Source organism: Saliphagus sp. GCM10025334 (genome assembly GCF_042663485.1).
Classification (GTDB): domain Archaea; phylum Halobacteriota; class Halobacteria; order Halobacteriales; family Natrialbaceae; genus Natronosalvus.
Genome location: NZ_JBHTAF010000005.1, coordinates 102,954 through 127,444, shown reverse-complemented (window position 1 = coordinate 127,444; position 24,491 = coordinate 102,954). Strand labels below are relative to the sequence as shown.

General features: G+C 62.8%; 21 protein-coding genes. 14 read left to right on the top strand and 7 right to left on the bottom strand.

What is annotated here, in order from left to right; translation table 11 throughout:
- Positions 1–3 precede the first annotated feature (3 nt).
- Positions 4–1,455, bottom strand: coding sequence for a 2,5-dioxovalerate dehydrogenase (gene xacF / locus ACFQO4_RS17620; protein ID WP_500262169.1), 1,452 nt, complete (start codon positions 1,453–1,455; stop codon positions 4–6).
- Positions 1,456–1,568: 113 nt separating this feature from the next.
- Positions 1,569–2,615 carry an NAD-dependent epimerase/dehydratase family protein gene (locus ACFQO4_RS17615; protein ID WP_500262168.1) on the bottom strand — a complete coding sequence of 349 codons (1,047 nt, stop codon included), beginning with the start codon at positions 2,613–2,615 and terminating at the stop codon, positions 1,569–1,571.
- Positions 2,616–2,853: 238 nt separating this feature from the next.
- Here ACFQO4_RS17615 and ACFQO4_RS17610 point away from each other — a divergent pair, with 238 nt between their 5' ends.
- A complete protein-coding gene (locus tag ACFQO4_RS17610; RefSeq protein ID WP_500262167.1) occupies positions 2,854–3,312 on the top strand; it encodes a universal stress protein in 459 nt (152 codons plus the stop codon).
- A 99-nt stretch (positions 3,313–3,411) separates the two neighbouring features.
- On the opposite strand, the gene ACFQO4_RS17605 is transcribed toward ACFQO4_RS17610, so the two are convergent.
- Positions 3,412–4,509: a M14 family zinc carboxypeptidase gene (locus tag ACFQO4_RS17605; RefSeq protein ID WP_500262166.1), complete on the bottom strand. Its 1,098-nt coding sequence runs from the start codon at positions 4,507–4,509 to the stop codon at positions 3,412–3,414.
- A 230-nt stretch (positions 4,510–4,739) separates the two neighbouring features.
- Here ACFQO4_RS17605 and ACFQO4_RS17600 point away from each other — a divergent pair, with 230 nt between their 5' ends.
- Together ACFQO4_RS17600 and ACFQO4_RS17595 are read left to right on the top strand one after the other, a co-directional pair.
- Positions 4,740–5,117: a Rid family detoxifying hydrolase gene (locus ACFQO4_RS17600; RefSeq protein ID WP_500262165.1), complete on the top strand. Its 378-nt coding sequence runs from the start codon at positions 4,740–4,742 to the stop codon at positions 5,115–5,117.
- Positions 5,118–5,452: 335 nt separating this feature from the next.
- A complete protein-coding gene (locus ACFQO4_RS17595) occupies positions 5,453–6,223 on the top strand; it encodes an IclR family transcriptional regulator (protein ID WP_500262164.1) in 771 nt (256 codons plus the stop codon).
- 586 nt (positions 6,224–6,809) lie between these two features.
- Here the strand turns inward: ACFQO4_RS17595 and ACFQO4_RS17590 are convergent.
- Positions 6,810–7,757, bottom strand: coding sequence for a dihydrodipicolinate synthase family protein (locus ACFQO4_RS17590; protein WP_500262163.1), 948 nt, complete (start codon positions 7,755–7,757; stop codon positions 6,810–6,812).
- Positions 7,758–8,013: 256 nt separating this feature from the next.
- On the opposite strand from ACFQO4_RS17590, the gene ACFQO4_RS17585 reads away from it, so the two are divergent.
- From ACFQO4_RS17585 to ACFQO4_RS17555, 7 genes are all read left to right on the top strand, one after another.
- Complete coding sequence (locus ACFQO4_RS17585; RefSeq protein WP_500262162.1) at positions 8,014–9,162, top strand: HEAT repeat domain-containing protein; 1,149 nt, start codon at positions 8,014–8,016, stop codon at positions 9,160–9,162.
- Positions 9,163–9,352: 190 nt separating this feature from the next.
- Entirely contained in the window at positions 9,353–11,527 is a 2,175-nt protein-coding gene (locus tag ACFQO4_RS17580) for an ABC transporter ATP-binding protein (protein ID WP_500262161.1), read from the top strand.
- Between the two features lie 54 nt (positions 11,528–11,581).
- Positions 11,582–11,803 (top strand): hypothetical protein, encoded by a 222-nt coding sequence (locus ACFQO4_RS17575; protein WP_500262160.1) that lies wholly within the window; start codon positions 11,582–11,584, stop codon positions 11,801–11,803.
- Between the two features lie 100 nt (positions 11,804–11,903).
- Positions 11,904–12,989 (top strand): ABC transporter permease, encoded by a 1,086-nt coding sequence (locus tag ACFQO4_RS17570; protein WP_500262159.1) that lies wholly within the window; start codon positions 11,904–11,906, stop codon positions 12,987–12,989.
- Positions 12,976–14,112: an ABC transporter permease gene (locus ACFQO4_RS17565; protein WP_500262158.1), complete on the top strand. Its 1,137-nt coding sequence runs from the start codon at positions 12,976–12,978 to the stop codon at positions 14,110–14,112. The genes ACFQO4_RS17570 and ACFQO4_RS17565 overlap by 14 nt, the downstream gene beginning before the upstream one ends.
- Positions 14,113–14,192: 80 nt before the next feature.
- Positions 14,193–14,465 carry a hypothetical protein gene (locus ACFQO4_RS17560; RefSeq protein ID WP_500262157.1) on the top strand — a complete coding sequence of 91 codons (273 nt, stop codon included), beginning with the start codon at positions 14,193–14,195 and terminating at the stop codon, positions 14,463–14,465.
- A gap of 264 nt (positions 14,466–14,729) precedes the next feature.
- The gene (locus ACFQO4_RS17555; protein WP_500262156.1) at positions 14,730–16,553 is read left to right on the top strand and encodes an ABC transporter substrate-binding protein; all 1,824 of its coding nucleotides are present in this window, start codon (positions 14,730–14,732) and stop codon (positions 16,551–16,553) included.
- Between the two features lie 286 nt (positions 16,554–16,839).
- On the opposite strand, the gene ACFQO4_RS17550 is transcribed toward ACFQO4_RS17555, so the two are convergent.
- A complete protein-coding gene (locus ACFQO4_RS17550; RefSeq protein ID WP_500262155.1) occupies positions 16,840–18,492 on the bottom strand; it encodes a glycoside hydrolase family 3 protein in 1,653 nt (550 codons plus the stop codon).
- A gap of 278 nt (positions 18,493–18,770) precedes the next feature.
- Between ACFQO4_RS17550 and ACFQO4_RS17545 the strand changes: the two genes are divergently transcribed.
- From ACFQO4_RS17545 to ACFQO4_RS17535, 3 genes are all read left to right on the top strand, one after another.
- Positions 18,771–18,971 (top strand): Gfo/Idh/MocA family oxidoreductase, encoded by a 201-nt coding sequence (locus tag ACFQO4_RS17545; RefSeq protein ID WP_500262154.1) that lies wholly within the window; start codon positions 18,771–18,773, stop codon positions 18,969–18,971.
- A 21-nt stretch (positions 18,972–18,992) separates the two neighbouring features.
- The gene (locus tag ACFQO4_RS17540) at positions 18,993–19,268 is read left to right on the top strand and encodes a hypothetical protein (RefSeq protein WP_500262153.1); all 276 of its coding nucleotides are present in this window, start codon (positions 18,993–18,995) and stop codon (positions 19,266–19,268) included.
- A gap of 94 nt (positions 19,269–19,362) precedes the next feature.
- On the top strand, positions 19,363–20,226 hold the full coding sequence (locus tag ACFQO4_RS17535) for an SDR family NAD(P)-dependent oxidoreductase (protein ID WP_500262152.1): 864 nt from the start codon (positions 19,363–19,365) through the stop codon (positions 20,224–20,226).
- A gap of 75 nt (positions 20,227–20,301) precedes the next feature.
- On the opposite strand, the gene ACFQO4_RS17530 is transcribed toward ACFQO4_RS17535, so the two are convergent.
- Entirely contained in the window at positions 20,302–21,477 is a 1,176-nt protein-coding gene (locus ACFQO4_RS17530; protein ID WP_500262151.1) for a GNAT family N-acetyltransferase, read from the bottom strand.
- A 57-nt stretch (positions 21,478–21,534) separates the two neighbouring features.
- Complete coding sequence (locus tag ACFQO4_RS17525) at positions 21,535–22,461, bottom strand: sugar phosphate isomerase/epimerase family protein (protein WP_500262150.1); 927 nt, start codon at positions 22,459–22,461, stop codon at positions 21,535–21,537.
- A gap of 188 nt (positions 22,462–22,649) precedes the next feature.
- Between ACFQO4_RS17525 and ACFQO4_RS17520 the strand changes: the two genes are divergently transcribed.
- Entirely contained in the window at positions 22,650–24,389 is a 1,740-nt protein-coding gene (locus ACFQO4_RS17520) for a family 20 glycosylhydrolase (RefSeq protein ID WP_500262149.1), read from the top strand.
- The last annotated feature ends 102 nt before the right edge of the window (positions 24,390–24,491 follow it).

Genomic DNA, 24,491 nt, shown 5'->3' with positions numbered 1-24,491 from the left:
CCCTCAATAGCCCACGTACACCGTCTTGCTGATGGTAAAGAAGTCGAGACCGGGGTCTCCCTGCTCGCGATAGGTTTCGCTCGAGGACGCTTTCATGCCGCCGAAGGGGACGTGGAGTTCCAGCCCCGTCGTCTGCTGGTTCACCTTGACGACGCCCGCCTCGACGTCGTCGACGAACGCGTTCGACTCGCGGAGATCGTTCGTGACGATGCTGGCCGACAGGCCGTACTCGACGTCGTTGGCGATCTCGACGGCCTCGTCGTACGTCGCTGCCGGGATAACGCCGAGAACGGGGCCGAAAATCTCCTCCTGGGCGATCCGCATCTCGGGTGCGACGTCGGAGAACACCGTCGGCTCGACGTAGTAGCCGTTCGCGTGGTCGCCCTCGGTGAGGCGCTCTCCGCCCGTCTCAAGGGTCGCGCCTTCTCTCTTCCCGACGTCGACGTACTCGAGGGTGCTCTCGAGTTCGCTCTCGCTCACGTGCGGTCCGACGTCCGCCCCGTCGAGGCCGTCACCGACCGTCAGCGATTCCGCCCGGTCGACGACGGCTTCCACGAACTCGTCGTAGAGCGACTCGTGAACGATCGCCCGCGAGGTCGCGGTACAGGCCTGGCCGGTTACCCCGAACGCACCGCCGGCGGCGATGTCGGCGGCCTCCTCGACGTCGGCACTGGAAGTGACGACGACCGGGTTCTTGCCACCCATCTCGAGCTGGACGCGCTTCTGGTCCTCGGTCGCCTGCTGATGCACCGTGTCGCCGACTTTCGCGCTGCCGGTGAACGAAACGGCGTCGACGTCCTCGTGAGTCGCGAACGTCGAGCCGACCGCGCTCCCGGGACCGGTGACGTAGTTGACGACGCCGTCCGGCAGTCCGGCGTCCTCGAGACACTCGACGAGGATCCTCGCGACGTTTGGGGCGAGCGAGGCGGGTTTGAAGACGACGGCGTTGCCGGCGGCCAGCGCCGGTGCGAGTTTCCAGGCCGGAATTGCGATCGGGTAGTTCCACGGCGTGATCAACGCCGCAACGCCTAACGGTTCGTCGACCGTGTACAGGCGGGTGTCCTGACCGCTCGAGGACTTCACCGTGCCGCCGATGTCGGCGGCCTTCTCGCCGTAGTAGGCGAAGATGTCGATCGCTCGCTGGACCTCGCCCGCCGCCTCGGGCTCGGTCTTTCCTTCCTCCCTGACGAGCGCCGTCGTCGCCTCGTCCTTGCGATCTGCGAGCCGTTTCGACGTCTCTCGGAGGATGCGCCCGCGCTCGGGGCCCGGCGTGGCGGCCCACTCGTCTTTTGCTGCGTCAGCCGCGGCGACCGCTCGTTCAGCGTCTGCGGCATCGGATCGTTGAAAGACGCCGATCGTGTCGTTCACGTCGGCCGGATTCGTGTTTTCGAACGTTTCGCTGGTAGACGCTTCGGTCCACGTCCCGTCGACGAAGTTCAGATAGGTGTCGGCCATCCACTCGTCAGTACCGACGCGAACGACTACACGTTTTCGGTGCTCGAGAGTATTGCGGGTTGGTGAGTTGTTTCACTCGAGACAGCGGTTCCGGATCGGATCAGGCCTCCGGATCAGAACTCGCCGTCTCTCACGTGAAACTTCGTGGGTTTGCCGAGGGTGGGGCCATCCTGTTCGACCCACAAGGCGACGAGTTCGACGACGTCGTCGACCGGCATCTTCGGAACCGCGAACCGCTCCTGGCATCGACTCGCGTCGTTGAGTAACGCCGTCTCCTTCTCTTCGCCTTCGAACGTCACGTTGCAGCCGAATTCGTCGGCGAACTGTTCGGCGAGGTCGCGCACCGAGAGGACGTTCGGCCCGGTGACGTTCAGAATGTCGGCCGGTGAATCGGCCAGCTCCAGGGAGCGGAAACACGCCGAGTTGGCGTCGCCCTGCCAGATGACGTTCACGTGGCCCATCTCGAGCGGAACCGGGTCTTCGGCGTAGACGCGTTTCGCGAGGTCGAGCAAGACGCCGTAGCGGAGTTCGACGGCGTAATTGAGCCGGAGCAGACACGTGGGCGTCCCGTTCTCTTTGGCGAAGTGCTGGAAGACGCGTTCGCGCCCCAGACACGACTGGGCGTACTCGCCCACCGGCCCCGTCTCGTCCGTCTCTACGGATCCGCCGGAGTCGACGGGCACCGGCGGGTAGACGTTGCCCGTGGAGAGCGCGGTGATCCGCGAATCCGCGAATCGGCTCGCGACGCGTCCGGGGAGGTAGGCGTTGATCGCCCAGGTTTTGGGCTCCTGGCCGGTCGTGCCGAACTTCATGCCGACCAGGTAGATGACGTTCTCGCAGTCCGGAAGCGACTCGAGCGCGCCCTCCTCGAGGAGGTCCGCCCGAATCGTCTCGGCGCCCCACGACTGGAGTCTCTCCTCGACAGCGGAATCGGAGTACCGCGAGACGGCGTATACGGTCGAATCGGATCCAGCCTCGCCGATCGCTCTGAGCATTCGCCTGATGAGCGTCGGTCCCATCTTCCCTCCTGCACCGAGAACCATAATATCGCCCTCGAGTCGTTCCGCGAATTCGACGTCCTCGGGGTAGGGTTCGGAGAGGAGGTCCTCTAGCTGTGCTTCACTCGTTATCGTCGATGAAATCGAATTTCCGTCACTCATAACTCTGTGTGTCAATGGGTCTCGCTTCGTCCAGAGAGACCGCGAGTTCGACCATAAACTTACCGACCACCTGGACGGGGGTCGCGTCACGTCTAACCGCGAACGCTCAGTACTGCTGTACAGGGTAACGTAGAACTAACACTGACAGGGAGGGCAATAACGTCTCGAGCGCGACCGAGGGCCGAACATGTTTCGTCCCCGCCACAAGTGATTAGTACGTAATGGGCTATGTGACCGCATGGAACGACCACTCGTGGTGACGGACTCGAGCGACGCAGTCGTCGAGGTCATCCGTGAAGCCGGCGAACTCGCGGCCGCGGCCGACGCACCGTTGCTCGTCCTGACCGTCGTGACCGAATCGGAGTACGAGAAGGACGTCGACGTACTCGGAACGATCGACCGAGTCGAACGTTCGGGTTTCGAACCGAACCCCGAAGAATACGCAGAGAAAGTTGCCCAGACTGCGATCAACGACCTCCTCTCCGACCTCGCTCTAGAGACGGAAGCGGTCGGAAGGTACGTGGAAGACGACAGTGACCGGGCTGACGCGATTCTCGACGTCGCGGCGGCGAACGACTGCGATTACGTCTTCCTCCTGGGACGCAAACGAAGCCCGACCGGGAAGGCGCTGTTCGGGGACATGGCCCAGGCGGTCATCCTCAACTTCGACGGCTACGTCGTCACGATGGCGGAGTGACACAAGCGGAACTTACCGTTCCTTCAGTCGAATTGGAGCGCTCCGCCTCGAGGTGCGAGCGCTGGAGGATTTTCGACGGAGAGTAGTGACCGTTCACGCCTACGGTCCGGCTGGTTCGGCCGGTTCGAGTGCGTGCCGAAGGACCGCCTCGTAGAACGCGAGTTGCACGTCCAGGATGCCCTCGTGGCTGATCTGAAACACGTCGTCGCCGGAGAGACCGTGGGGACACTCGTGGAGCACGCCGGTCGTGCCGCTGACGTGATACGCTGCGCTCACGAGATTGAAGTACGGACCCGGACGCCCGGATTCGCCGGTGACGTCGTGGAGGTACAGGCGGGGAACGTCGAGGTCCGCGAGGAGCGTATTGTACGTCCGGTGAATCGATCGAGAATCCGCCTGTTTGTGCAGGGGAACGAACTGCTGCCGGTGCAGCGTCGGGGGGTAGCCGTGGCTGTGGAGCGACACCGTCACGTCCGGCGCCTCCCGTCGAACGACGTCGAGAATCGCCGGCGCTTCGACCCCCATCGGATCGAAAGGTTCGTCGTGCATTGGGTTGACTCCGTCGTCATTGAAGTAACACCCGAGGAAGCCGACATCGTCGCCCGTCATCGGGTGTTGCTGTTTCGCGTCGGGCCACCCGATGAGGCGGTCGTCAGCCCACGTTCCCTGGCCCCAGAACTCGAGGTCGGCCAGCGTGAGTCCCTGTAACGAGTCCGGTTCGAATCGGGCGAGTCCGTCGGGGTTCCCACACGGGAGGATCACGACCCGGCAGTCGTCGGCGAGGTCGCGAAGGGTCGGCTGTGCCCGTCCCCGAAAATCCTGACCTGTCTCGAGGATCGACAGCAGGTTACAGAGTCCGGTCAGTCCCTCGACCTCGTGGCCGTGGACGGGACCGACGAAGCAGACAACCGGCTTCTCGCGCCGCTCTCTGTCGGCGTAGTTCGTCGGATCCCGGGAGGCGACGGCTGAATTAAAATTCGCTCGCGACTCGAGTTCCTCGAACTCCCCGTAGGTAACCAGTCGAATCGGTCGGCCACCGCCCGAGTCGGGGAGTTCTTCGATCGACCCGCGCTCAAGCGATCGCAACCGATCCTCGAGAGTCTCGAGGCTTCCGACCCAGAACTCGGGGACGGGGTCGTCGGGGATTCGGTCGACGGCCTCTTCGTACGTCATGGTGTCGACGCTGGCCTTCGTCATCGCTCTGGTTCGATGGATCGATGCGGCTTAACTCTTCGGCTCACGTGAACGTCGGTGACGTAGGGCTACCAGTAGCCGTCGCTTCCAGGAGCGTACACGTCAGCGGTGACGGCGAGTTGCGTGGGGACCGACTGCCCCTCGAGGCGAGAGTCGAGAGCCGAGAGCAAAAGGCTAAGAGGCGAGAGGCGAGTAGGAGGATTTATTCATCGGGCCTCCGTCTCCGAGAGCGTATGGAAGAGATCAGTACCGACGATGCACCTGCCAGTATCGGCCCGTACTCACAAGCGATGGTCCACGGCGACACAGTCTACGTCTCCGGACAGGGGCCGGCGAACCCCGAATCGAGAGAAGTCGAGGTCGACGACATTCGAGACCAGACGGCCCAGACCCTCGAGAACATCGGCGCCATCCTCGAGGCGGCGGGGACATCGCTCGACAACGTGATCAAGGCCAACGTGTACGTCACCGACATGGACAACTACGACGCGGTCAACGAGGTGTACGCCGAGTACATGTCCGAACCGTTCCCGGCGCGGTGTGCGGTCGAGGTGTCCGACCTCCCGATCGACATCGGCGTTGAAATCGAAGTCGTCGCGGCGACGTCGTAGTCGTCGAAACGGTTTCGCCATCACTTAGGCAGACGACGGAACCAGCCGTTCTGGCCGTCCAGTCACGACCGAGGGAACAACGACGTTCGACGCTCGCTATAGCGCTCACCACCGTTTGTCCCCGTCGAGTGGACTGGCGAATCGCGGAGACGTCGACTCCATTATCATCCGTTTGTCCCGATGAATATGAGGGCAGATACGACGGATTCCCCGCCGAACGGCTCTCGAGGCCGGAGCACACCGGTCTCGTGTAGAGCGGGTTTTCGATAATAAAACGTCGCGGAAAGTGTTCGGCAGTAAGGAACGTTTATTGTGATCGAGTCCCATTCCCCGCTATGAACCAAGACGCCCTCCCCCCCGGCGGCCAGGTGCAAGCGACGCACCTTTCGCTCGAGATCCTGGACGAGATTCGTCGCCGAGACGGGGCCGGCGTGACCGAACTCGCCACCCACTTCGATCGGTCGAAGAGCACGATTCACAGCCACCTGCGGACGCTGGCGAGCGAGGGATACCTGGTCAACGAGGACGGGTTCTACACCGTCGGCCTTCGAGCCCTCCAGCTGGGCGGTCACGCCAGGGTCAAACATCCCCTGTACCGGATGGCGAAAGACGAAATAGACGAACTCGCGAGAGAGACGGGGGAAACGGCTAAGATCGTCGTCGAAGAGGGTGGAAAAGGCGTCTACCTCTATCAAGCTCGGTCGAAGCAGGCGGTCACCACGGACTCTCACGTGGGAACACACGTGTACTTGCACTCGACCGCAGTCGGCAAAGCGATTCTCGCCTACCTGGACGAATCGCGACGGGAGGCCATCCTCGACGAGTACGGACTCCCCGAAGTGACCCCGAATACGGTCACCGATCGAGCGGCGCTCACGGACAGACTCGAGGATATCCGGGAGCGTGGCTTTGCGTTCGACGATGGCGAACGCATCGAAGGGTTGCGGTGCGTTGCCGCCCCGATCAAATCGGACGAAGCGGTGCTGGGTTCGATCAGCGTCTCCGGTCCGAAGAAGCGAATCGACGACGAAACCTTCCGATCGACGCTCCCGGAACTGGTACGGGATACCGCTCGCGTCATCGAAATCAACGTGATCTATTCGTAATCGCCCCTCTCCGTCGGACCTCCGGTATTTGGCTCGCGTTCGCCTGACGCTCGTCTGCTCGAACGATGGATCGCACCGTTGTCCGGGAGTCACTATTGCGAGACGATAACACACCCGTTACTAACTTAGGTATGTAACGTTCTCGCCTCCTCCGGACCGGCGACGGTAATCTGAACGCCATCTACAGTTTTCGTTCCCCACAGAGGTATGATTGTTCGGTGTGAGGGAACAGTAAGGCACTTTCGGTACGTTCGACTCCGATTCGAGGCCGACCTCGTCACCGCGAGTACCTTTCAGTGTGCTATCTCAGGGCAATCGAAGAGCGGATCGGGTTCGTGGGGTTCGACTGGGGCATCTACCGTAAAGAGTCAAGGGAGCCAGGAGAGGTCCGTTTCGTTCGGTATCGAGGAACGAACTCACGGGAGCGGAGAAAGCGCGCGTTCGACCCAGCGTCCTCGCGAAACGACACACGGAACGACCGGGCGGAGCGACCACCTGTCTTTCAGCGGCTTATCGATACGCGGGCGGTCAGCGAGCGAGTGTACAAGGGACCTACCCTGCCGTACTGTACAGCCCTTCGCTCGAGTTACGCCTCGAGCGAGATCGTCTCGTTCTGGTTCTCGAGTCGCTCAAGGTACCGTTCGACGCGGTCGCGATCGTCGCTCGAGAGTTCGACGAGGGGTTCGCGTACGGGACCGCCGGCCATTCCCTGGAGTTCCTGTCCGTACTTGACGACCGGTACGTTCTTCGCCGAACTGTACGCGGATCCGCCGCCGCGTTCTTCCCTGAACTCTTCGAACGGGCGGAGTGCGTTCCTGATCTGTCTGGCGCGATCCCAGTCGCCGGCCGAGAGCGCCTCGTCGAGCGCCAGAACTGGTTTCGGGACGAAGTTCCCGATTCCGGTAGTGAACCCGTCGGCACCCTCGATGGCGTACGCGAGCGCGTATCGTTCGGCCACGCCGTTGAGCCACTCGACGTCTCCCGAGACCGTCTGGACCAGCCGAGAGAAGAGTTTGACGTCGTTGACGGCGTACTTCACGGCGACGACGTTGTCGATCGTCGAGAGTTCGTCGAGCACCGTCTCGCTGAGCAGGTCACCGCGCTTGTACAGGACGATTCCGAGGTCTGTGGCCGCAGCGAGCGTACGGTAGTACTCGATCAACCCCTGCTCGTGTACGTAGGTGTGTCTCGGGTACATGACCATGACGGCGTCCACCCCGGCCGCTTCGTACGCCTCGATCAGTTCGACGGCGTTCTTCGCGCTGCCGCCGACTCCGCCGACGACCGTCGCGTCGTCGGGGAGGGCGTCGACCGTCGATTGGATCACGTCGATTCGTTCGTTCTGGGCTAGCGAATAGTACTCGCCCGTGTTTCCACAGGGGATAAACGTTCGAGCGCCCGCGTCGTAGAGCGTTCGAGCGTTCTGCTCGATTTTCTCGTGGAGTACTCGATCACGGTCGGCGCTAAACGGCGTCGGTGTCGTGAACGCTACGCTTTGCAGACTCTCGCGTAAGTCACCGTATGCGGTAGCCATAGCAGACGTATTAGAAACTGCCACTCATTATTGTTCCGGTCAGATCGATTGTCGAAGCCTGCGGAACCTGCAGGGCACCTGTGTCGAGACTCGAGAGACCGAGATGCTCGAGATGTTCGATAATTCGAGGGATTCGAGACGCTCGCGACGGGGTTCTACGCTCGAACACGCAGGCGGCCGGCGCCGTCGTCGCTACGGGCACCTCGCCCGCGTTCCGAGCAGCAATTATAAGTCGAGATGGTCGTAACTGTGTACCATGTCGTCGAAAGATTGCCGGGAGCGCGCCGAGGCGGTTCGAACCGTCGTCGAGTCGAACCCGGAGGCGGTCGACGTCGACGAACTCGCCGACCTCCTGGTGTCCGAATCCAGGGAGGCCCGCCAGACTGCGTTCGAGGCCTATCGGACCCTCGTCTCGGACCGACCGACGGTCGCCGACGACGTCGGTGCTCGACTTGAGTCCCACCTCACCGACGACGCGGCCGACGTCCGCAAGCGAGCGGCGTTGACGGCTGCCGCATTCGCCGACGACCATCCTGCTGTCGTCGACGAGCTGGTCCCTGCGCTCCGATCGATCGGCATCGACCCAGCCGAACCCGGACGAGAGGCGGCCATCGTCGCCATCGCAAAACTCGCACACACGGGGCCGGCATCGATCGTCCCCGCAGTCGACGACCTCGTCGCCATCTGTCACGATCCGATCTCCGCACCCGAGTCGAATCGATCCGAACGCGGCGGCCCCGATAAATCGGGGGTGGCGGCGCTACAGCCGGAGCGAGAGCAGCGCGATCAGGCGCGCCTCCACGCGATCGCGGCGCTCACGCTGATCGCCGCCGACGAACCGGCAGCCGTCCGATCCGCCGCGCCGTCGATCGCTTCCCTCCTCGAGGACGACCACCGTCTGATTCGAGCCGGCGCCTGCGAGGTGCTCGAGGAACTCGCGACGGCGTATCCGGCGTCCGTCGAGCCGTTCGCGCCCGAACTCGCCGAACGGGCCGCGAACGACACGAAACACCCAGTTCCGTGGCGGGCGGCGGATGCGCTCATCGCCCTCGACGCCGACCGACCCGAGTGCGTCGGTGAGGCGGTGGCCCCGTTCGCGAACGACCTGTCACGGTTTCTCGAGTCGTCGGATGTCGATCGGCGGCGGGCGGGCGTCGCGTTGATCGCCGACGCGGCGTTGGCTCGGCCGGAATCCGTCGAGTCGATACGCCCGACGCTTCGAGACCTGCTCTCGGACGACGACGCGTCCGTCCGGATGAACGCGGTAATTGCCATCGGCGCCGCCGGGACCGATAGCGATCGGTCGACCGTCGCCGACCTCGCCGATTCAGATTCGGACGAACGAGTTCGGGAAACCGCTACCCGTGTCTGTGGGCGGTTCGATGGGTCGCCCGGTAGCGAGTAGCCGTACTCGTCGTCGAGGGAGTAGTCGAACTCGTCACCGACCATCTCGGGAAGGCACAACAGAGGTCACCGTTGCCACGCAGACAAAGTTTATATAGCTCATATTCAAACACGTACCTCAGGAAGACGAACGCAGTGAACACCGATAACACGCGACTTATCACGACCGAAATCAGATCGATGGTAACGAAATGACACAGTCTAAATCCGAACTCGAGTATCGAAACGCTACCGAGGAACCGATTCTAGAGGTACACGACGTCTCCGTAACGTTCGACATGGATCGGGGAACCTCTCGCGTCCTCGATACCGTCAGCTTCGACGTCCACCGCGACGAGATGCTCGGCATCATCGGCGAGAGTGGAAGCGGCAAGTCGATGTTCGCCTCGGCGTTGCTCAACGCGGTCGTCGATCCAGGCGTCGCCACCGGCGAAATCACCTACCGTCCCCCCGGCGAAGAGCCCGTGGACGTCCTCTCGTTGACCGACGACCAACTCGAGAAGTTCCGCTGGGAAGAGATCGCGATGGTGTTCCAGGGAGCCATGAGCTCGTTCAACCCGACGATGAAGATCGGGGACCACTTCGAAGAGACGATCCACGCTCACCGGGCAGACATGGACGAGCAGATGGCCCACGCCCGGCAACTCCTCGCGGACCTCTATCTCGACCCGGATCGCGTGCTCAACTCCTACCCGCACGAACTCTCCGGTGGTATGAAACAGCGCGCGCTCATCGCCCTGAGTCTCGTCCTCGAGCCGCAGGTGCTGGTCATGGACGAGCCGACCGCCGCGCTCGACTTGCTCATGCAGCGGTCGATCATGAACCTCCTGGACACGCTCCAGGACGAGTACGATCTGACCATCGTCTTCATCACCCACGACCTGCCGCTCGTCGCTGGACTGGCGGATCGACTGGCGGTAATGTACGCGTTCGAGTTCGTCGAGTACGGCCCCAGCGAGCAGATTATTCGCGAGGCGGCCCATCCGTACACACGCGCGCTGCTGAAGTCAGTCCCGAGCGTCGACGCCCCCCTGGAGGAGATGCACCCGATCGAAGGCGAGAGTCCGGATCCGGTCGACACCCCGGCTGGTTGTTCGTACGCACCGCGCTGTCCGCTCTCGACGCCGAAGTGTATCGACGAGGATCCGGGGTATCACGACGTCGACGACGAACAGAAGGCGACGTGTTTCCACTGGGAACAGTCGGCTGAAGCGATTCCCTACACGCTCGGGACCGAGAACGTCGATGCCCAGCTAGATCAGGCGACGGTCTCCGAAGAGGATGCCGTCGTCTCGTTGACCGACGTCGAGGTGCACTTCGACCAGTCCGGGTTCATCGACCGGCTCTTCGACAAGGACATGACGGTCCGTGCGGTCGACGACATCTCGTTCGACATCAGGGAAAACGAGGTCATCGCGCTCGTCGGCGAGTCCGGGTGCGGCAAAACGACGCTCGGGAAGACCGCCATCGGTATCCAGGAACCGACGGGTGGAACAGTCGAGTATCGAGGGCAGGACATCTGGGAGGCCAGACGCGGTGACGGCGAGATCGACTTCGACGAGATTCGGCGCTCGCTGCAGATCATCCACCAGGACCCGGGAAGCTCGCTCAACCCCACTCGGACCGTTCGGACGAGTCTCTCGGCGCCGTTGAAGCGATGGCGACCGGACCTCAACGCCACGGATCGGGAGACCGTGGTGTACAACCTGCTTGAGCGGGTGGGCATGAAACCGGCGGAGGACTACGCCCTTCGGTACCCCCACCAGCTATCGGGCGGGGAGAAACAGCGTGTCGTCCTCCTGCGGGCGCTCCTGATGAGTCCGGACCTCATCCTGGCCGACGAAGCCGTCAGCGCGCTCGACGTCTCCTTGCGCGTGGAGATGATGGACCTGATGCTCAACCTCCAGGAGATGTTCGATACCTCCTACCTGTTCATCTCTCACGACTTCTCGAACGCACGGTATCTCACCGAGAAGTCCGGTGGTCGCATCGGGATCATGTACCTGGGTAACCTCGTCGAGATCGGTCCGGCAGCGGAAATTATTCACGAGCCGAAGCACCCGTACACGAAGGTCCTCCGATGGGCGACGCCGCCCCTCGACCCGGACGCGGCGAAGGAAGCCCAGTCGACCAAGCCGCCGGTTCGAGAGATCGACATCCCCGATCCGACGGATCCGCCGAATGGCTGTCAGTTCCACACGCGCTGTCCCGAGGCCCGCGAGGTCTGCCAACGAGAGGAACCGGCGCTCCTCGAAACCGACGGCGCCTCGCTCGCGGCCTGTTTCCGGGAGGACGAGACTCACGAGTACTGGGAGAGCGACCCCCTGTACGACGACGAGTCAGTGTCGGTCGACGAGTTGCACTGATCCGAGGCCGACGGCGGGGCAACTATTTTCATGCCCCGACGAATCGTATGGCACATGACCGGCAAATACGACAAAAGTTTCCTTGAGCATCTCTGTGACTACGAGCAGGGCTGGCGTTTCCTGTTTACGTTCTCGGTCGGCTTTCTCGGCCTTTCCATCATCTGGCTCTACACTGTCGACCCCGGAAGTCCGACGTACGTCGTCACCGTGATGAACGTCGTCGGACTATCGATTCTCTCCCTGTTGAGCGGATTCGTGCTGACTCGATGCCGGTGACACAGGAAGCGTGTGGGCCCGTAGTGAGTGCACAAATCGAACCAAAACACACCGGTGGGGCAAACTATATTAGTATCGAGACGACACTCGATAGCAGTACATGAGTCAGCTACTAGACCGTACCCGTAACGGGCTCGTCTCTCTCTTCGGCGTGCTCGTCGGGTTACGCTACTACTGGGAACGCATCGCCCACGCGTTCGTGACGCTTTTCGCGGTGACGACGATCACGTTCGCACTGTTTCGGCTGATGCCCGGTAGTCCGGCCGACGCGATGCGCGCGGAGTTCGAGCGTCGGCTCGCAGGGAGCGGGCAGACCGCCGACCCCGAAGTGGTCGATCAGATGATCCGAGTCCACACGGGATTCGATCCAGACAAACCCATCTACATTCAGTACGTCGAGTACCTTCGAGACGTCATCATCTACCAGGACTTCGGCCAGTCGATCCAGTACGGCGACCCGGTGTTCGACATCCTGTTCGCCGCGATGCCGTGGTCCATCTTCATCAGCGTCTACGGCCTGGCGTTCGGATACACCGCGAACATCCTGCTGGGAGCGGCGATGGCCTACAAGGAAGGGTCGCGTTTCGACAGCTACTCTACGGTGGCTGCCACCTTCCTCAACTCGATCCCGTACTACGTCGGAGCTTTCTTCTTCCTGGCGTTTTTCGCGTACGATCTCGGCTGGTTCCCGGGGAGTGGGCGATACGGCAGGGACGTCACCGCTGGACTCAATCCCGAGTTCATGTGGAGCATCGTTCACCACGGGACGCTCCCGATCATGTCGAGTTTCATCGTCGGCTTCGGCGGCGGCGCGCTCGCAATGCGCGGCAACTCCGTGCGGATCCTGGGCGAGGACTACCTCCGGGTCGCCAGGTTGCGGGGGATTAGCTCGAGTCGGATCGCGACTCGGTACGTCGCCCGGAACGCAATCTTGCCGCTGTACACCCAGATGATGATCGGTATCGCCGCCGTCTTCTCGAGCAGCGTCGTTCTCGAGTACATCTTCACGTATCCAGGCGTCGGTTGGTACACCTACGACGCGATCATGCGGCGTGACTACCCGTTGCTCATGGGATCGTTCCTGTTCTTCACGATCGTCACGCTCATCGGCATCCTCATCGCGGAGTTCACGTACGGAATCGTCGATCCACGAGCGGGTTCAGGTGATCAGAGTGAAGCATACTGACGAAACGAAAACGGAAACGGAAACGGACGGCGGCGCACAGCTTAGCGACGACCAGTTGTTCGGCCAACTTGCCGAAGCCGATAGGGTACAACTCTCGCGGAGAGAACGGTTCGGATTGCTCCTCGACGCGTACGTGCTCACGCCCGGCCGCGTCGCCTGGAGCGACTGGCGGACTCGGATCGGCATCCTCGTCATCTCGCTGTTCTTGCTCACCGGGGTCGTGGCGAAGGTCTCGACCTCGAACTGGTGGCTCCTGGAACACGTGACGATCGTCAAGTCTCCCGCGACTAACCAGGCGCCGACGAATCACCAGCCGTTCGACGGCGGATTCGCCGCGATCACGGAAGAAGGCGGATGGATGGATACGACCGCGTCGTTCCCGTGGGTCGAGTTCAACGCACCGCTGGGGTCGAGCAACTACGGCGAGCCGATCGGCCGACAGCTAATCCACTCGACACCCGACATGGTGGAGATGGTTATCGCCGGCGCGGTCGTTTCCGTCGGTCTCGCGATCCTGATCGGCATCACGGCCGGCTACAAGGGCGGCAAGGTCGACTCCGTGTTGATGTCGATCACCGACATCGTGATGACCATGCCCGGCATCCCGCTGGTCATCGTCATCGCGGCGATCTATCCGCCCCGCCAGGCCTGGCTCGTGGGCGTCATCCTCGCCATCGACGCCTGGCCGGGACTCGCTCGAGCGCTCCGCTCACAGGTGCTGACGCTCCGGGAGGAGTCTTACGTGGAGGCGTCCCGGACGATGGGAATCCCGTCGACGACGATCCTGAGCCGGGACATCACACCGCAGTTGATGCCGTACATCCTCATCAACGCTGCGCAAGCGGGCCGTAGCGTCATCTTCGAGTCCGTCGCGCTGTACTTCCTCGGCGTGTTGCCGTTCACGACGGCGAACTGGGGGATCATGATGGACACGGCCTACAGTGAGGGGTTCGCCCTGGTCAACATGGCGAACTTCTACCAGATATTCTGGCCGATGATGGCGGTCGTCATCGTCTCGTTCGGGTTGATCCTCTTCTCCCAGGGGATGGACCGCGTGTTCAATCCCCGGATCAGGGCGCGTCACTCGAAGAAAGTCGGCGGCGGCGAGGATCACGAGCACTGACCACGGATTCGATTCGAACCCGTGTCATTGGACGCCGAGACAAGATTTATATCGGCCTGTTGTGAAACCCCTGGTACGAAATGGCTACCCAAACGACGACGGATTCGACTCCAACGACCGAGCACCTCTATCAGGTTCTCAAGACCCTCCGAGGATCGCTCTTGCTGTCCACCATCGTGATAGGCGTCATCCTGTTTCTCATCGCGGTGTTCTTCGAAGTCGTCAACCAGAGCTACCTGATGCTGACCGCGCACGACGGCGTTTTTGCGGCGATGTTTGGCGTCTTCGGTCTTTCAGCGATCGTCGCCGGGAGTTTCTTTTATCTCGCGCTCAAGACCGTGCAGCGACGGTAAGTCTGTCTCCTCTCCGAAGCGATTCTCTCGACAGTCCGATCGGTTCACCAGGACGAATTGGCCGGCTCCCCTGGTGTTATTCGTCACCCGACTTCGCTCGACCGATTGAAACACGTGAACGACCCGTTGTCCCAAGAGAGAAATGAAAGAATTATTATGGAAATATATTTAGGCTACTGCTTGTAACGTAGTCATCGTATGCCGCAAGGTAACAAAGATAAGACTATCTCTTCCGCGAAAGAGTACCTCACTCGGCGGAAGATGATGGCAGCAACATCAGCAATGGTCACCGGTGGCGTTGCTGGTTGTTTCAGCACCGAAGACGATGGTAACGGCAATGGTGGAAACGGTGGGAACGGTGGGAACGGTGGGAACGGCGGTGATTCGACCACGATCACGACGTTCATGCAGTCGATCCCGACCGAGATGAACTGGAACACGTGGGCTCCGAGCTACCCGTGGACGCCCTCGTGGCTGCTCCTCGAGCCGGTTCAGCGATGGTTTGCCGACGGTTCGATGACCCACGACCTCATAGAGGACTGGGACTACGACCCCGACACCCAGGAACTGACCGTCCACCACAACGAGGAGTTCTCCTGGTGGAACGGCGACGTGGTCAACGCCGCCGACAAGTACTGGTACGGCGAGGTCGCTCGCCTGCTCAGCCCAGATTCGAGCAATTACGCGGCCCTCCACCTCGAGAACAACGGTGGGACGATCATCCGCGAGTACAAAGAGCCACAGAACCCCGAACTGGTCGGGAACTCCCTCGGTGGCTACCTCGGCGAGATGATGCGAGGGCACCGTGACAAGTACAAACCGTGGGCCGAGGAGCTCCAGGACGCCACGACCGACGACGAACGCCTCGAGATCGAGGAGCGGTTGGGCGAGGAGATGCCGATCGACATGGACACCTTCATCGACGAAGGTCTCGGCCTCGGCGCATTCCAGGCCGTCGACTACGACGAGCAGGGCATCTACTGCGAACTGTTCGAAGATCACCCGTACGCTGACCAGATCGAGATCGACAAACTCGACTACGTGCTCGCTTCCGGCGACGCCATCGCCCAGCAGATGGTCGGCGGCGACCTCGACTTCGGATTCGCCCAGCTCTCGAACTGGCTCGGCGACCAGGAAGTGGAGCACCTGGAAACGATCGGGTCGTTCGAGAGTACGTTCATGCGGAAACTCGAGTTCATGATGGACGGACAAGGTTCCAAACACATTCGTCAACTCGAGTTCCGCCGAGCCATCGCACACCTTCTCAGCATCGAGAACGTCTCCGAGAACTTCGCGCCGCCGAACTCGGTCCGGACGGCGCAGACGGGACTTCCAGAGGCGGTCACCGAGCAGTGGATGGGCAGCTACGTTGACGACTTCATCGAGTACCCCGTGGGCGCGGACGAGGAAGGCGCAGCGGAACTCCTCAACTCGATCGGGTACGAGCAGGACGGCGACAGCTGGGTCGACGACGACGGCGAGTCCATCTCGCTCGAGATGGTCGTCCCCGACTGGGCCTCGAACCCTGCCCGAACGGCAGCGGACAAGCTTTCGAACTTCGGGTTCGAGACGGATCTGCAAGTTCTCGAGGGTGCAGCGTACAACGACAGCACCGAGGACCACGTCGAGTTCGACCTCTCGATGGGCAACCACGGCTCCCTGATCGCTCACCCGTACGCGTACTTCCGACCGACCCACGCTGCCGGCAACGACCTTGGCGACGAGGCACTCATCGAGGATGCGCTGGCGAACGGCGAAGAGCGCTCGCCGTACAACGGCAAGGAACTCATCGTCGAGATTCCGGAAGAAGTCGGTCAGGAAGATCTCTCGGGATCGACCCAGGAGGTCAACCTGTACGAACTCTTCCAGGAGTGGATGACGGCGGAGTCCGAAGAACGGAGCAAGGAGATCGCCGAGACGTTCACCTGGTTCTGGAACTTCTACCTCCCCGGAATCGACCTGTTCCAGCCGATGTCCGGCTCCTGGGGCAACGTCGAAAAATGGGAGTTCGCGACCGACAACAGCGACTGGGAGGCCTACCGTGGCTCGTTCCACGCGGCCATGCGCGGACACATCTCCCCGAAGTAACCGAAGAAACGACCGGACGAGCGATTCCCTTTCATCTTTTCGACACGGATCGATGCAGACGGGACTGCACGGTCCATCTGCAACACTGCCACACTCGAGTTGTCTTCGAGTTTTGCCGAAGTCGAGGCGCGATTACTGTTCTGGAATTGTCCGTCTCGAGTACGATAGCCAAAGTCCGGACGATAGCCAAAGACGTGCTCGAGAAGCGAACCGAAGGCTCACACGGCAGTTCGGGTGTTTGGGTGACGAAAAACCGTATCCAACCGAAACGACTACCAGACGACCCTCACTCTACCGGGAGCGACTCGAGCACGTCGGGGTCCCGGGCGAGCACGTCGGCGAGTGCCGCCCCAGCCGAGTCCGGCAGCGGCGAGGGCAGACCGAGACGGTCCTGGGCGTAGGTCGCGACGTAGGCCACACCCTCTGGCAGGTCACGGTACTCGTTCGGGAGGCCGAGAGAGACGACGACTACCGGAACCGCCGTCGAGAGTTCCTCGACGATCCGTCGCTGGCCCGCCGGAAACGCCTCGCGGGCGTAGGTCGTGACGACGGCGACGTCGACGCTGTCGGCGACCGACCGGAGCGTCTCGAGGGATCGGTCCGTCGACTCCGGCTCCATCGTCGGCTTCGGATCGTCGAGCGTGCGAACGTCGCCGGGGGCGAGCGAGCAGGAGAGAACGTCCCCGAAGGCGGCGTCGAGGTGTGGTTCGAGATCCTGAACGCCCCTAATCCCGGTGAGGAGGACGGACGAATCCGCAGAAAGTGGGAGGACGTCGCCGTTGCCCAGAACGGAGAACGATCGCTCGTAGGCCTCGCGAGCGATCGATTCGTGCTCGGCGCTCGCCATCGACTCGATAGCCTCGAGCGGATCGACGTACCGACGCTCACCGACGTCGTAGCGATCTTTCAGCGCCAGGATGCGTTCGACGGACTCGTCGATGCGAGATTCGGAGAGGCGACCAGACTCGACCGCTTCCAGGATCGCATCTCGCGTCTCCAGGAGGTCATCGGCGGGGACGAATCCGGTGAGGACGAGGTCGGCGCCGGCCTCGATGGCCCGTACGGCGGCCTCACCGACGGGGTAGTTGTCGGCGATGGCGTCCATCATCATCGCGTCGGTGACGACGACGCCGTCGAAGCCGAGGTCGTCCCGGAGGAGGTCAGTGAGGATCGCCGGAGAGAGCGTCGCGGGAAGGTCCGGATCGAGACACTCGACGACAATGTGGGAGGTCATGATGCAGTCGACGCCCTCCTCGATCATCGTCTCGAACGGCGGCAGGTGGACCCGCTCGAGGGTTTCTCGGTCGTAAGTGACGTGCGGTAACTCCATGTGGGAGTCGAGTTCGGTGTCACCGTGGCCCGGAAAGTGTTTTGCGACGGCGATCTGGTCTTCCGCGTGGATTCCCTCGAGCGTGGCCGTCGCATACGTGGCGACCGTCTCAGGCGTGGTGCCGGGAGAGCGAACGCCGATGACGGGATTGTCGGGGTTGGTGTTGACGTCGACGACTGGCTGGTGGTTCATGGTGAGTCCCATCCCCAGCATGTCCTGTGCGATCGCCGACGAGACGTCCCTCACGAGGTCGAGGTCGCCGGCGGCCGTCCGTCCCATGAGCGCCGGGTACGCGCGAGTCTCGTGTCTGACGATGTCGACGGTCCCGTACTCGCAGTCTGCGGATATCAACAGTGGTACTCCGGGGTCCACGTCGGCGGCCCACTCCTGTAACTGATTCGTGTACTGGGCCATGAAGTGGGGCGTCACCCGGTGGTTTCCGTAGATCCGCAGTGCCCCCGGTCGGACGGCCTCGAGGATCGTCTTCATCTCCTCGGTGGGCCACCCGGTGTCGGTCTCGAAGTTCCCGAGTCCGATTCCCGCGTGGATCAACTGTCCGACCTTCGCTTCCAGAGATAGCTCTTCGACGGTCGTCGGTGAGTCGGCCATACGCCTTCTCTCGAGCGATAGCTCAAAGGTCTTTCTGGAGCGGGCATCCGTGCCGCGCGGTGAGTCGACGGTCGAGACGCCACTCGAGCGCTCGAATCGTAATCGAGCCACAGTCACCCCAATCTACTTCCTGCCACTCCAGCAACCGTCTCTAACATGAGCCAGTACGAGGTCGCGTATATCGGAACAGGACTGGAACCGGATAACCCAGTGTGGGGAGAGAGCGCAGCGATGGCCTATCGTCACGCCCGCGGCTACGACGAACATCCCCTGACTGCGTGTCCGTTGCGTGTACGGATATCGTCGAGGAGAACGCCCGTGCGTTCGCCGATCGAAACGGAATCGACGACGCGAACGTGTTCACGGACCACGAACGAATGCTCGAGGTGCTAAATCCGGATGTCGTCAGCGTCTGTACGCCAGTCCCAACGCACGCGGACATCGTCGTTGACTGCGCAGAAGTCACCGAAACGCTGTAGGCAATACACTGCGAGAAGCCGATGGCCGCCACGCCGGGCGACAGCCGCCGAATGAAGACAGTTTGCGAGGAAAACAGCGTACAGTTGCCGTTCAATCACCAGCGACGAGTCGCGACGCCGAGTCAGCGCGTTGCCGATATCGTCGAAACGGGACGAATCGGCGGCCCGTCTCGAGTCGAACTCACGACGAAAAACGTCTTCGACTCCGGAACGCACCTGATCGATCTCTGCAACCTCGTTCTCGGCGATCCCGCCGTCGAGTGGGTGCTCGGACAGATCGACTACCGGACGACCTAACGCCGCGGCCAGTCGATCGAGACGACGAGTGATCCAGGCGCGTGCTGGCGAGACCCAATCGGTTAAGACGATAGCATCGCATACCTCGAATACGATGTCGGGACTACTCGCAGACGAGACGGTGATCGTCACCGGCGGAACCCGCGGAATCGGACGGGCCATCGTCGACCGCTTCGCGGCTGAAGGCGCGAACCTGGTCGTCTCCTCGCGCAACGAAGACGACGTGACGACCGTCGCGGAGGAACTTCGCACGGAGTACGGCGTCGACGCCATCGGCGTCCCCTGTGACGTCACGAACGCCGACGAGATCGAGGTGCTGGTCGACGCGACCCTCGAGCGATTCGGCGGGATCGACGTCCTCGTCAGCAACGCCGGCGGTTCGATTAACGACGACAACCTCCATCGGATCGACGAGGAAGCCTGGGACCGCACCGTCGAACTCAACCTGAAGTCGCTCTTTCTGACCTCTCGAGAGGTGCTCCCCCCGATGGTCGAGAACGGCGGCGGGTCGATCGTCCACATGTCCTCGGTCAACGGCCTCGACGGGATCGGGCAGATCGCCTACTCCTCCGCCCGGAGCGGCGTCCTCGGTCTCTCGCGACTCATCGCGACGCAGTACGGTCGTCACGGTATCCGGTCGAACGTCGTCTGCCCGGGGACCATCGAAACCGACAGACGGAGCGGCCAGATGGAAGAGACCGGCGAGAGCCGCGCGTCAGACGAACACGACGGCGAGTGGACCCAGCGCGACCAGTGGATCGACCAGTATCCCGCCGGCCGATTCGGCCGACCGGAGGAGGTCGCCGACGCGACCCTCTTTCTCGCCTCGGACATGTCTTCGTTCGTCAATGGCACGCACCTCGTCGTCGACGGCGGACTCACCGCCGGGCTGGACTGGAGCTTCCAGCAGCAAATCTTCGGGAGCGAGGAAACGCCGACGCGACCGAGCAAGCGATAAGCTCGACTCGAGACATTCCTTACGCCGAAAACGGAGTCCGAAGTGGAACCCGTGTCGAGATGGAGAGTGGGACCGTCAGACGTGCTCGGATGCCCACACGAAGAATCTGAGCGGCAGGGCCGTCTCGAGCAGCGGATCGCCCGCCCGAAGGTGGGCACATCGGTCGTGCATGCCGAACAGGAGCGAGGACATCGTCGTTCGCTCGCACTCGACGTCCGGTTCCTCACGCCCGGACTCAACCGACACCCCGTCGGGACCGTAGCCGATCCGAACCGACTGCTCGCCCGCGATGGCGAGTTCGACGCTTTCCTCGTCGGATCGCCCGCTCTCGAGCCACCGTCGTTCGAATTGCCCCTCGAACGCCTCGAGCACGGCCTGCAGGTCGTTGATGCGGAACTTCCGGTGCGGGCGCGCCGTCCAGAATCGGCTGTGACGAGAGACGACCGACTCGAGCGGGTGCCACGGCGGGACGCGCGCCGTCAGTTCGTTCAGGTCGAGCAGTGCCAGGACGTGGCCGAGTAGTGTCTCGAGGCCGCGTTTGGAGCCGCCGAACTCCTCGATCGTACGGCTGCGACTCGTTCGAGTGAGGCTTAGGTACGCCGGGCCGTTTGTATTATCGTTGCCACCAGCTCCGATGCCGTTTCCGCCGTAGACGAACGTTTCCAGGTCGCGCTGCCCGAGGACAGTTCGAGTCCCGTCCAGGTCGCGGACCACGCGATACGGTTCGGCCTCGTGGATCTCGTGGAGCGTCTCGAGGTGGGTGTCGGCGTCGTAGCCGACGACAGCATCCGAGGTGGTCGCGTCGCCGTCGAACGATCGCTCGGTGAGCTTGTACTGGCACTCGGTGCCGACATTCTCGTAGCCGAAGTGGGCGTAGCGCTGGCGGTTGCCGCTCAGATCGGAGAGGGGAACGTTCTCGTTGACCATCCGATCGAACCAGAACTCGAGCAACTCGCTCATGTAACCGTTGCCGCGGTACCGTCTGTCGGTGGCGACGCCGCCGATGCCCCAGCACTCGACCGTCTTGCCGTCGACACCGGTCGAGAGGGTCTGTGGGACGGCACCGATGTGACTCACGATGCGGTCGTCCTCGACGATGATCGCGTGGTGGTCGACGTGTTCCGGGTCGTACGCGAACGGGAGGCTGGCCTGCATCCCGCCGCGCTCGTAGGCGAAATAGCGATCGAGCAGGCCCATCATCTCCGAGAACTCCTCCGGGGTCGCGAGTCGTGGCCCGTTGGCGTCGGTCATTGGGACCACCGCGTTGCTGGTCGGTCGGTTTCGGTACGAGCGTCGGTCGTGGAGTTGTCAGTTAACATGGTCGATGAGCGACGTGAGTCGTTCGAATTCGTGCGTTGCAATCGCAACGTCGTCGCCGGGTTCGTCCTGTGGAACGCTACACTCCGCGGTGACGAACCCATCGTATTCGGCCGCCGCCAGCGCCTCGAACAGAGGCGCGTGATCGACCTCGCCTTCGCCGAGTCGGCGAGGTCGATACGTCCGCAGGCCGTCGGCGGTCTCGAGGCGGAACGCGCCGGGGGCGTCCCCGTCCCCGTCCTCGTCCTCGTCCTCGTCCTCGTTCTCGTTCCCATTGGTGTCCCCGTCGGCGATGAGTTGCTCGTCCTTGATGTGGACGTGGCGCAGGTCGTCGCCCAGTCGGTCGACGGAGTCGGCATCGTACGCCTCACCGACGAGGAACATGTTTCCGGCGTCGTGGATGACGCCCACGTTGTCCCGGTCGATGGCCGACAGCAGTTGCTCCGTACCCGAGACCGTTTCAGAGAGCCAGCGGGCGTGGATTTCGATCAAGAGGGCGACGTCGTACGTCGCGGCCCGATCAGCGGCCCGCTGGTACCACGTCGCGGCCGTCTCGACGTCCTCGTCGGTCGCCTTCCACGGGGCCGGCCCGCCGGGATTGTGCCGGACGAAGTCGCACTCGAGCAGCGTCGCGAACTCGAGGAATCGCTCGAGTTCCTCGAGCTGAGCCTCACACTCGGATCGGGACTTGCCGACGTACGCACCCGTGTAGGTCGCGAGACACGGGACGTCGAGGTCGTGATCGTCGAGACGTTCCCGGAGGGCAGCAACCTCGTCGGTCGTCCGGTCGACGTCGAGGTGGGGGCCCCGGCACATCGGTTCGAACCCGTCGTAGCCGATTTCGGCCGTCAGATCGACGGCCTTCTCGAGGCTCCGGTCGCGCAGAACCTTGCTGAACAGGGCTGATTGGATCGCCATCTGGTGTAGGGTATTCTCGAGCAATTATAAATACTGGCACGGTATGGGTTCGTCACCGGCGCCACCAAGAAAGCGAAGCGACGGGGCTCGAGCGATCGCGTACCGGCCATCGTGTTTAGCCGAGCGATTGCGCGGCGATCAGCGGTACAAACGATTAAGGCCCTCGCCTCCATCGGAGCCGATACCACATGACAGCGACCGAGCTACGCGTCGTTCCTCGACCGCGTCGCGTCGAGGCGACGAGCGGAACCGTCCGATTCGAGCCGCCGTTTGCGCTCGCCACGGGGACGGACGTCCCCCCAGCCGTCGTTTCCCTGTTCGAAACGCTCCTCGAGCGGGAGACGAACGCCCCGGTACGGCGAGGCACTGACGACGCGGACGTCGAACTGCGACTCGAGGACGCGCCTGCCGACGCGTTCGACGACCCGGAGGGGTACGTCCTCGAAGCGGACGCCGACGCAGAGAGGGTAACGATTCGAGCCGCGACCGCCGACGGCCTCCGACACGGCTGCCAGACGTTCGTGACCGGAATTTCACGAGTCGGTGAGGGCGACGGACACGAGCAGTGGACCCTGCCCGCCTGCGAAATCCACGACTGGCCGGAGTCGTCCTGGCGTGAGTTCATGCTCGACCCGGCCCGCGGCTTTCTCCCGGTCGAGCAGGTGAAACGACGGATCGACCAGGCCGCCCGGGCGAAGTACAATCGACTCCACCTCCACCTGCTCGACGACGAGGGGTACGCCCTCGAATCCGCGGCCTACCCCAGACTGAACCAGGACGCGGACGGCACGCCCCGTCCCGCGTACTCGCCGGAGGACGTCGACGAACTCGTCACCTACGCGGGCGACCGCGGGATCGACGTCGTTCCCGAGATCGACGTTCCGGCTCACGCCAGTCACCTCCTCGAGCGGTACCCCGAACTCCGGTGTACCGTCGAAGACGGCGAGCCCGCCGACCGGACGATCTGTATCGGCTCCGAAGAGACCGTCGAGTTCGTCGAGACGCTGCTCGAGGAGGTGATCGAGCAGTTCCCCTTCGAGTACGTCCACGTCGGCGGCGACGAGTGGGAGATGCAGGGATACTCCTGGGACGAGTGCGTCGACTGCCAGGCGAAGATGGCCGCGGACGGTTCCGAGACGGCCACCGAGCACTTCTATGCGTTCGTTCGCCACCTCCACGACTTCCTCGCCGGCCACGACCGCCGGACGATCGTCTGGAACGACCAGATCGACATCTCGGAATCGCCCGATCTCCCCCGAGACCTGCTGATCCACTTCTGGCGCGTCGCGGCGCCCGACCGGGGTCCAGTCGAGGGGTGCAGCCTGAAGCGATTCCTTGAGGAGGGGTTCGACGTGATCAACTCCTACGTCCACGCGGCCTACGTCCGTGGCTGGATCACGGAGGACTACATGCTCGGGTGGGCGCCCACGCGTCGGCCGACGGTGCCGGACGAACGTGCGTCGCAGGTTCGTGGCGGGGGACTGCTCGCGTGGGAACCGTCCGACGAGACGGAGCGGGCGTACTTCGAACGGGCACTCCCGTCGGCGATACCGATCTTCGCGGATCGACTCTGGAACTCGACGACCGTCGAGGACCGAGATGCGTACTCGCGATCGGTGACCCGGCACGCACTCGGCCCGTTCGTTCCGGAGGGGTTCGATGTGTACCGCGAACTGGGTGGACTAATTCTGCCGACGTGGTGGAAGCGCCCGTCCGGAACGCTGCTCGCGCACGTGAACCGTTCGCTCAGCGATCGACCGCCCGCCCAAGCCGAGGCGGACTACCGATCGGCGATCGAGACGCTCTCGAGGCTGCGCGAGAACGATCGGACGATCTACCCCGAGACCGCGTCGGCGTACGAATCGTCACTCGAGTGGCTGGTCGAGGTCGCCGAGCGAGATGGTCGGGGCGTTCTCGACCGGCCCTGACTTTCTCGAACGGATTACAACCCCTACCGACCGGGAGCTAACGTCCGTCCTCCTAGCGGCGAACTCCACGAACCAGAGCGACGATTCGGGCGTGATGATAGC